Here is a 6,668-nt window from a genome sequence, read left to right on the forward strand (position 1 = left end):
GGCTTGCCAGCGAAGGGGCTCCCACGTTCTACACCACTGCCGACAGCACGAACGAGGTCACGGTGTTCTCCACCCCCGGCATCGCCGCGATCTCGGTCCACACCTTGTGCACCCGCTCGGCGCTGGCCGCGCCGACGCGCACCATCAGGTCGAACTCACCGCTCATCACCTCGCACTGGGTGATTTCGGGAATGCTGCGCAGCGCCTCCAGCACCTGCGCGCCACGCATGCGGTCATAGCGGTACACGAAGATCACCGCATTGATGGTCGCCGTGGGCTGGCGCCCATCGCCCAGGCGCAGCGTGTACCCCTGGATCGCGCCATCGCGCTCCAGCCGTTCGATACGCTGGCGCACCGCATTGCGCGACAGGTTGACCTTGGCTGCCAGCTCCGCGTGCGCGGCCCGCGCATTGAGCGTGAGTTGGCCAGGATACGTTCGTCCAGAGGATCCAGAATTCGCTTCATACCGCCCCCTTGGGCACCGTTCAGAGACGGCGCAGTACCTGCTGTACCGCGCCCAGGTCAGCCGCGTCGATGCGGTACACCGGCATGGTGGGCGCCCCGGCCTCGAGCACCTGCGCCACCGCGATGCCCTGCCCCGCCAGCAACGCCGCCGACTTGCACGGCGCGATCTCGCCCAGGGTCACCATCGGCGCAACCATGCTGCGCCGGTACAGCCGCGCGGCCAGCACGCCAGTCGCGGTGTGCGGGTCGATGACGTAGCCGGTGTCGCGGTACAGCGTGGTGATCTCGGCCAGCGTGTCGGCATCGCTCACCGCATAGGAGTCGATGATCAACCGCGCACGCAGCCAGTGGTGGTTGTCCAGGCACATCTGCCCGCAGGCCTCGAAGTGCGCCATCAACTGTGCCACGGCGCGGTCGTCGTGCTCGTACAGCGCCCACAGGAAGCGCTCCAGGTTGGCGAAGATCGACAGGTCCATGGCCGGCGACAACGAGGTATTGGCCTGGCTGCGCGAGTAGTGGTTCTTCTCGAACAACTGGTGCAACGCGTCGTTCTTGTTGGTGGCAACGATGATCTGGTTGATCGCCAGCCCCATCTTCTGCGCGATGTAGCCGGCGTAGACCTCGGCGAAACTGGCCGCCGGCACGCTGAAGCCGATCGGTCGCTGGCCGCCGCCCAGTTGCAGCACTGCATGGAAATAGAACACCAGCTGCGCCATCACGCTGACCCAGTTGCTGGAATTGAAGGCAATCGCCACCCGGTCGGGGTCAGCCCACTGGCGCAGCAGGCCGGTGACCAGGGTCTGGCAGTCGTCGAAGCTGCCCCCCACGGCAAAGCGCTGCAGCCGCGCCGGGTCGGCACCCGCCAGTTGCTGCAGGCGCTCCGGCGGTACGCCGGCCTCGGGGTACAGCACCACCACCTCCACCGCCTGGCAATCCCTGAACGCCTCGATCACCGCCAGCCCGGTATCGCCGTTGGTGGCGCCCAGCAGCACCGCACGTTGCTGGCGACGCTCGAGAAACCAGCCCACCAGCTGGCGTTGCAACTGTGCGGCAAAATCCTTGGAGGCACGGGTGGGGCCGTGGAACAGTTCCAGCACCCACTCGTTCTTGTCGACCTGGTGCAGCGGTGCAATGGAGCGGTGGGTGAAGTGGCTGCACGCGGCCCGGAGCAGGCGTTTGAAATCCGCCTCGGGAATGCTCTGCCCCACGAACGGCGCCAGCACCCGATAGGCCAGCTCGTCATAGGGCAACCACGACCAGTCGACGATTTGCTGCGCCTGGAACTGCGGCAGCTCGGCCGGCACATACAGCCCACCGTCGGCGGCAATGCCGGACAACACAACCTGCTCGAAATCGACCGCGATGGCCGCATTGCGGGTACTCACATAGCGCATGCCTGGCCCTGCCCTTTCACTTGAAACGATGCGCCTGCTCGACCAGCCAGGCAGAAAACCCGACCGCATCCGGGTGCTGTTCGGCCCCGGAACTGCGCACCAGATAGAATGATTCGCTGGCCTCGATGTGTTGCGTGAACGGCGCCACCAGGCGCCCCTCGGCCAGCAGTTCGGCGACCATCGACGAGCGCGCCAGGGCAATACCCTGGCCCAGCTCGGCCATGCGCAGGGTGGAAATCAGCGTGTCGAACTGCATGCCAGTGGAAGCATCCACCTGATCCGCCCCGACCCGCTTGAGCCAGTAGCCCCAGCCTTCTTCGTAGCCCAGCACATGCAGCAGCGGGTGACGCCCGATGTCGGCCGGCTCGCGCAAGGGCGACGCCGCCATCAGGGCCGGCGAACACACCGGGAACAGCGTGTCCCAGGTCAGCCGCTGCGCGACCAGCCCCGGCCACTGGCCACGCCCCCAGCGGATCTCGAGGTCGTCCTCGCCATCCAGCTCCTTGACCCAGATATTGCTGATGTAGCGGATATCCACCTGCGGGTAGGCCAGGCTGAACTGTGCCAACTTGGGTGCCAGCCAGTGCACGAAGAAGGCCAGGCTGCCGCGTACCTTGAGCGGCCGGCGGGTGTGCTGGCCGAAGATCTCGCTGGTACCGACCGCCAGCCGGGTGATGGCGTCCTGCACCACCGGCAGGTAGGCCTGGCCCTCTTCGGTCAGGCCCAGTCCGCGCGGCAGGCGCTTGAACAGTGCCACCCCCAGGTGCCGTTCGAGCTGGCGGATCTGCTGGCTGACCGCGCCCTGGGTCAGGCACAGCTCGTCGGCGGCGTGGGTGAAGTTCAGCGCACGCGCCGACACCTCGAACGCACGCAGCCAGTTCAACGGGGGTAACGCCTTCTGATTCATGCTCTGACCCTCTGGACGAGCCTGGATTCTAGGCACATGCCCCGTGGCTGTCTCAGGTTGCGCTGGCCACGCCAGGCTCGGCGCCCAGGCCCAAGCGACGTGCACGGCCCTTGCGGGTGATGAAGTAGACGAAGTAGCACCAGGCAATGAACGGCACGCCGAAGTACAACGCCACACGCTGCTCGGGGTCGAAGGCGATACCCACACAGGCCAGCGCACAGCAGGCCAACGCGCCGAGCGGGATCCATGGGTAGCCACGCACGCGGAACTTGAGGTCGTTGATATCGCCCCCCTTGGCCACGTAGTCGCGCCGGAAGGCCAGTTGGCTGGCGGCAATGCTCATCCATACCACTACCACCGCCAGGCCCGAGATCGACACCAGCGCCAGGTAAATGGTATCGGGTGCAAACACACTGCTGAGCAGCGAGGCGGCGCCACCGGCCATGCTCACCACAATGGCGTTGAACGGGGTGCCGCTGCGGCTCAAGTGGCAGAACTGCTTGGGCAGGTGGCCCTGGTCGCTCAGGGTCCAGAGCATGCGCGAGGCGGCATACAGGCCGGAGTTGGCCGCCGACAGCAGCGCAGTGATGATCACGAAGTTCATGATGTCGGCCGAGTACGGAATGCCGATATTGCTGAACACGGTGACGAACGGGCTCTCGACCAGGCCGGCCTGTTCACGCGGCAAGAGGGTCGCCAGTACAAAGATGGTGCCGACGAAGAACACCGCCAGGCGCACCACCGTGGTGCGGATGCGCGCGGCACGTTGCGTTGCGGGTCCTTGGTCTCGCCGGCGGCGATGCCGATCAACTCGGTGCCGGAGAAGGCGAACGACACCGCCAGCAAGGTCATCGCAATCGGCATGAAGCCGGTCGGGAACAGCCCTTCACGGGTGAAGTTGCTCAGGCCGATGCTGTGCGCCTGCTCGATCTGGAACAGGCCCAGGATCGCCCCGCCGCCTACCACCAGGAACGCCAGCACGGTCAGCACCTTGATCAGCGACAGCCAGAACTCGGTTTCGGCGAACAGCCGCACCGACACCACGTTGCTCAGGAACACCACACCGGCAAACAGCGCGCTCCAGATCCACACCGGGGTGTCGGGGAACCAGCGCACCATGAGGATGCCGGCGGCGGTGAATTCGGAGCCGATCGCCACCGTCCAGGTCAGCCAGTACAACCAGGCCACGGTGTAGCCGGTGCCCGGGCCGAGAAAGCGCGTGGCGTAGGTGCTGAACGAGCCGGTTTCGGGCATCTGCACCGCCAGCTCGCCCAGGCACATCATGACCATGTAGACCATGACCGCGCCGATGATGTAGGCGATCACCGCGCCCAGCGGCCCTGCCTGGTTGACCGTGTAGCCGGAGGTCAGGAACAGCCCTGTACCGATCACCCCGCCCAGGGCGAGCATGACGATGTGGCGCGTCTGCATTTCCTGCTTGAAGCCGGCACGCGTACTGCGTTGTTGTTCTGATGATGAGGACATGACTGATTCTCATGAAGGCTGAAGCGGATTTTTGTTGTTCTTCCTGTTCATGAAGACCCCACCGTGCTCCTGCCGTGGGGGTATGCGGCTGAACGTCAGTTGGCCGCCTCAGGGCAACGTTCGGTGGGTGCCTGCAACGCGACCTGGTGGCGGCGTACAAAGGCGAAAGCCTGTTTCAGGTCGGCCAACAGGTCGTCGGTGTCTTCGATGCCGACCGAGACGCGTACCAGGCCTTCGGAGATGCCCAGCGCCTGGCGCTCCTCCAGGGTGTTTTCGACATGGCTGGTGGTGCGCGCCGGGCCATAGATGGTTTCGACCGCCCCCAGGTTGCCGGCGCAGTGGGCGTAGCGCAGTTGCGGCAGCAGCAGCTTGACGGTGTCCATGCCGCCCTTGAGCACGAAGCTGACGATGGCACCAAAACCGCGCATCTGGGCACAGGCCACGTGGTGGTTGGGGTGGCTGGGCAGGCCCGGGTAGTTCACCGATTCCACCAGGGCTTCGGTGCACAGGAAGTCGGCCAGGGCCCGCGCGCTGAGCTGCTGCTGGCGCAGGCGCAGGGCCAGGGTCTTGATGCCGCGAATGATCTGGTAGGCCGCGAACGGGTCCAGCGCCGCGCCGTTGATCTCGCGGTAGTGGCGCACCTTGTCCATCAGTACGGCGTCGCCGCACACCAGCCCGCCGAGCACGTCGCCATGGCCGCTGAGAAACTTGGTCGCGCTGTGCACCACCACGTCCACGCCCAGCGCCAGCGGGTTCTGGTTCAGCGGGGTGGCGAAGGTGTTGTCGGCCATCACCAGGGCACCGGCCTTTTTCGCCGCCTGCACCAGGCGCCGGATGTCGAGGATCTTGAGCGTGGGGTTGGTCGGGGTTTCGAGGTAGAGCAGGTCGCAGCCCTTGGCGATCTCGCGCTCGATGGCGTCATGGTCGAAGGTTTCGCACAAGGTCACCGCCACGCCCATGCGCGGCAGGAACTCTTCGAAGATCTTGTTGGTGCCGCCGTAGCTGTCCCTGGTCGAGACCACGCGCATGCCGTGGCTGAGGAAGGTGTACAGCGCCCCGCTGATGGCGGCCATGCCACTGCTGAACGCCACGGCTGCTTCAGCGCTCTCCAGCTCGCACAGCTTGGCTTCCAGTGCTGCCACGGTGGGGTTGCTCATACGGCTGTAGATAAAGCCCGGCTCGCTGCCCAGTGCCACGTCGTACCAGTGGTCGATGTCGTCATAGGCATGCGCGGCGCTCATCACCACCGGCACCTGGGTGGCGTTGTAGGGGTGACGCACCTGCTCACCGCCCCAGACGGCGCGGGTGGCGAAACCTATCGTGGGCGCGGTGTTTTCAGTTGTTTTCTTCATGAGTACGGCCTGTGTCGGAGGGGCGGCGAAAGGCGGGCCGCGCGTGAACATGGTGCCAATGTAGTCAAACGCCGCCAGCCGTAGAAGCGATGTGATCGTGGCCAAAGGGGCGGTTTTTTTAATGGCTGCACCCGGTGCAATTGGGACTATGGTGCGGAATTTGCTATCACTTTGATGTCGCGTCGCGCGCGGTAACGCTGCACGGCCACTCTCCCTCTTTCGGCATCAAGGACCACACAATGAAAAAAGCACTGCTGACGCTGTCTGCTCTGGCGCTGTGCATGGCCGCAGGCACTGCCCTGGCCAAGGAATACAAGGAGCTGCGGTTTGGCGTCGATCCCTCGTATGCCCCGTTCGAATCCAAGGCCGCCGACGGCAGCCTGGTGGGGTTCGATATCGACCTGGGCAATGCGATCTGTGCCGAGCTGAAGGTCAAGTGCAAGTGGGTCGAAAGTGATTTCGACGGCATGATTCCGGGGCTCAAGGCGAAGAAATTCGATGGTGTGATCTCGTCCATGACGGTCACGCCGGCGCGGGAAAAGGTCATCGATTTTTCGGATGAACTGTTCTCGGGGCCGACCTCGCTGGTGTTCAAAAAGGGGGCAGGCCTGAGCGCCGACCCTGCCTCATTGAAGGGCAAGACCGTCGGCTACGAGCAAGGCACCATTCAGGAAGCCTACGCCAAGGCGGTACTGGACAAGGCCGGGGTCAAGACCCAGGCCTACCAGAATCAGGACCAGGTGTACGCCGACCTGATCTCGGGGCGCCTGGATGCCTCGATCCAGGACATGCTGCAAGCCGAACTGGGCTTTCTGAAATCCCCGCAAGGGGCCGGCTACGAGGTCAGCGCGCCGGTGGACAGCGAACTGCTGCCGTCGAAAACCGCTGTGGGTATCGCCAAAGGTAACAGCGAGCTGAAGGCCTTGCTCAACAAAGGTATCAAAGCGTTACACGCTGATGGCACCTATGCCGAAATCCAGAAGAAGCACTTCGGTGAGCTGAACCTGTACAGCGGCAAGTAGGCCCGATGGCTCGACGTTGGGCGCGCTGACGCCTTCGCTGGCA

The 6,668-nt window shown here is 64.7% G+C and carries 4 protein-coding genes and 2 pseudogenes; 1 reads left to right on the forward strand and 5 read right to left on the reverse strand.

Annotated elements, in window-relative coordinates:
• Nucleotides 1-28: 28 nt before the first annotated feature.
• From G3436_RS24220 to G3436_RS24240, 5 genes and pseudogenes are all read right to left on the reverse strand, one after another.
• Nucleotides 29-465, reverse strand: a pseudogene (locus G3436_RS24220) (Lrp/AsnC family transcriptional regulator).
• A 20-nt stretch (nt 466-485) separates the two neighbouring features.
• Nucleotides 486-1,859 carry a threonine synthase gene (gene thrC / locus G3436_RS24225; RefSeq protein WP_163950382.1) on the reverse strand — a complete coding sequence of 458 codons (1,374 nt, stop codon included), beginning with the start codon at nt 1,857-1,859 and terminating at the stop codon, nt 486-488.
• A 16-nt stretch (nt 1,860-1,875) separates the two neighbouring features.
• Nucleotides 1,876-2,766 (reverse strand): LysR substrate-binding domain-containing protein, encoded by an 891-nt coding sequence (locus G3436_RS24230; protein ID WP_163950385.1) that lies wholly within the window; start codon nt 2,764-2,766, stop codon nt 1,876-1,878.
• A gap of 52 nt (nt 2,767-2,818) precedes the next feature.
• Nucleotides 2,819-4,251 (reverse strand): annotated as a pseudogene (locus tag G3436_RS24235) (amino acid permease).
• A 95-nt stretch (nt 4,252-4,346) separates the two neighbouring features.
• Complete coding sequence (locus tag G3436_RS24240) at nt 4,347-5,603, reverse strand: cystathionine gamma-synthase family protein (RefSeq protein ID WP_163950388.1); 1,257 nt, start codon at nt 5,601-5,603, stop codon at nt 4,347-4,349.
• A gap of 239 nt (nt 5,604-5,842) precedes the next feature.
• Here G3436_RS24240 and G3436_RS24245 point away from each other — a divergent pair, with 239 nt between their 5' ends.
• Complete coding sequence (locus G3436_RS24245; protein WP_163950391.1) at nt 5,843-6,625, forward strand: transporter substrate-binding domain-containing protein; 783 nt, start codon at nt 5,843-5,845, stop codon at nt 6,623-6,625.
• Nucleotides 6,626-6,668: the final 43 nt, after the last annotated feature.

This window comes from Pseudomonas brassicae (assembly GCF_010671725.1).
GTDB classification, from domain to species: Bacteria; Pseudomonadota; Gammaproteobacteria; order Pseudomonadales; family Pseudomonadaceae; genus Aquipseudomonas; species Aquipseudomonas brassicae.

Coding starts and splice junctions, on each gene's coding strand:
- thrC (WP_163950382.1), bottom strand. CDS start 1,859: ATGCGCTATGTGAGTACCCGCAATGCGGCCATCGCGGTCGATTTCGAG.
- G3436_RS24245 (WP_163950391.1), top strand. CDS start 5,843: ATGAAAAAAGCACTGCTGACGCTGTCTGCTCTGGCGCTGTGCATGGCC.
- G3436_RS24240 (WP_163950388.1), bottom strand. CDS start 5,603: ATGAAGAAAACAACTGAAAACACCGCGCCCACGATAGGTTTCGCCACC.
- G3436_RS24230 (WP_163950385.1), bottom strand. CDS start 2,766: ATGAATCAGAAGGCGTTACCCCCGTTGAACTGGCTGCGTGCGTTCGAG.